The 2,208-nt window shown below is 58.8% G+C and carries 3 protein-coding genes; all 3 read left to right on the top strand.

Going from position 1 to position 2,208, the window contains the following annotated elements; genetic code table 11:
• Positions 1–157: 157 nt before the first annotated feature.
• The 3 genes from Pla123a_RS24350 to Pla123a_RS24340 all read left to right on the top strand — a co-directional run bounded on the left by Pla123a_RS24350 (position 158) and on the right by Pla123a_RS24340 (position 1,861).
• On the top strand, positions 158–835 hold the full coding sequence (locus tag Pla123a_RS24350) for a hypothetical protein (RefSeq protein WP_146591963.1): 678 nt from the start codon (positions 158–160) through the stop codon (positions 833–835).
• Between the two features lie 352 nt (positions 836–1,187).
• Positions 1,188–1,355 (top strand): IS66 family transposase, encoded by a 168-nt coding sequence (locus Pla123a_RS24345; RefSeq protein ID WP_391543138.1) that lies wholly within the window; start codon positions 1,188–1,190, stop codon positions 1,353–1,355.
• Positions 1,356–1,462: 107 nt separating this feature from the next.
• The gene (locus tag Pla123a_RS24340; protein WP_146591961.1) at positions 1,463–1,861 is read left to right on the top strand and encodes an IS66 family transposase; all 399 of its coding nucleotides are present in this window, start codon (positions 1,463–1,465) and stop codon (positions 1,859–1,861) included.
• Positions 1,862–2,208 lie beyond the last annotated feature (347 nt).

The following is a 2,208-nucleotide window of genomic DNA, read 5'->3' as shown; positions in this document are numbered from 1 at the left end:
CACACCGCCCAAAATCCTCAAGGCGACCAAACTGCAAGTACAAACCGCTAACCAACTCAGAGGGTTAACGGCGTAAAGTGGCACCCGGCGACCGGCTAATCGTGTGGAATCTAGGTGCCGACGGAATCACCACTCGATTTCCGGAGGAGTGAACGCAATGGTTTGGTACATGTTTCGGCGACGGGCGCGAGTTGGTGAGCAACTCAGTGAGCTGCATCGGTCGTTTTTGCTAGATTCAACAGGGTCGGGCCAAGTTGAAGCGGCTGCCACCAAAGCAGATGCAGCGTGCGGGCGGGTGTCGCCTCACGAGCATTTAGGCATTTCAGAGGCCTTGCCGCAGGGATTTGCTGGTTCAGTTTGTTATGTGCCCCGATCTGAAGAGCTGATAGAAGACCACAGTTCCTCTGACGACTATGCGTCTATTGAGGAGCATCGCTCGATTGAATTCGTCGACGATGGCGTCGTTGGTTTCTTGGGTGATTTTGCCAGGCGATTCACGGCCTACCGGGCGTGCCTGTATTTCGACAGGTATGAGTACGGTTCCGCCCATAACCTCATCGTGGAAGAGTCTAGGAAGACAGGATTGAACGTTGATGGCCGAGATACGGTGTATAGGTTCTTTCCTGTCAATTACTTCGACAACGAGCTCTGCTGTCGTGCATTCAAGAGATCGGCCGCATCCCTTGCCAAGAGAATGGCGAAGCATGTTGAGATGGTGGAAGTTGACGATAGAGGGGTGTTGATCCTCGTGACGCGAGAGAAATCAGTCTCGAGTGATCTTCAGTCGGAGCTCAAGGCCGTGTTGCGGAGGGGCCGCTGGATAGGAGGCTGCTGAAACGTGTCCGTACTGGGCTGGTGGCATTGCGTTGAGCAGAGCCGGGGGCCTGGCCACGCTCGCGTGGCAATGCTGAACATCGGGCACATGCCCACGCAAGCGAGGAGCTTGGCCCCCGGCTTGGGTAATAACCACGACGCCACGAAGCACACGACGTACGGACAGTGAACCGTGGCGTGCGTCGTGTCCGTTGAGTCGTCGTGGTTGAAGCCGAACGCCGAGCAGTGAGGGCAACCGGGCGGCCCCTCGGCCAGCGGCACTGCTGAACATGGGGCGCATGCCCACGCAAGCGTTGAGCAGTGGGGTAAACGGGGACAGGTCCAGTTTGCATAAATAAGAGCCCCACCCGTAACTGAACCTGTCCCCGTTTTCCCGTTTTCCCCCCAAGGCGTGGCTCGACGCCGAGCAGGAGTTCGTGCTGCCTCGCAGCCCAATCGCCAAGGCGATCACCTACGCCCAGAACCAGTGGACCGCGCTCACGACTTTCACCACGCGGGGCTACCTCAACATCGTGGGGTAAACGGGGACAGGTCCAGTTTGCATAAATAAGAGCCCCACCCGTAACTGAACCTGTCCCCGTTTTCCCGTTTTCCCCCCAAGGCGTGGCTCGACGCCGAGCAGGAGTTCGTGCTGCCTCGCAGCCCAATCGCCAAGGCGATCACCTACGCCCAGAACCAGTGGACCGCGCTCACGACTTTCACCACGCGGGGCTACCTCAACATCGATAACAACGCCAGCGAGCGGGCCCTCAAGCGGGTGGCCATCGGCCGCAAGAACTGGCTCTTCGCCGGAAACGATGCGGCCGCCGAGAACCACGCCAGGCTGTGGTCGCTGATCGCCAGTTGCGAACGACACCAGGTCGATCCCCAACGCTACCTCACCAGCGTGCTAGCGAAGATCGGGCAGACGCCGCGTGAAGACCTTGAGCAGTTCCTGCCGGATGTGTGGAAGGCCGAGGACGCGGCGGAGCCCAATCATCCAAGCACAGAGACTTCACCGCTGGCGTCATCAACACGAAGCACGTAAGGGCCGTCCATGACGGCGCCCGCCGCTGCCTCATCAGGCAAGAACGCCTCTTGTCGGTAGGCGATCGACCAGTAGCGACGTCCATCGGGACGCTCGACAATCGTGGCAGACTCCGGCTCCACACTTCTCCCCATCGCCTTAAGCGTAAACTCCGAAGCTTTCTGTATCGCATCGGCTTGGTTCATCGAAATCCTCCCACCTCTTCAATATACTCCGTCGAGTGGATGCGATACTCGGGCGTTAGTCGATACCAACGTGTCGTGGGGTAAACGGGGACAGGTCCAATACTGTTCGGCCCAAGATATGTAGCGTTTGTGGCGTGGGTCTAGAGGAGGAGGGTCGCGTGC

The sequence above is a fragment of the Posidoniimonas polymericola genome (assembly GCF_007859935.1).
Lineage (GTDB): Bacteria > Planctomycetota > Planctomycetia > Pirellulales > Lacipirellulaceae > Posidoniimonas > Posidoniimonas polymericola.
The sequence above is the reverse complement of the archived record's forward strand: the minus strand, read 5'-3'. Positions and strand labels throughout refer to the sequence as shown.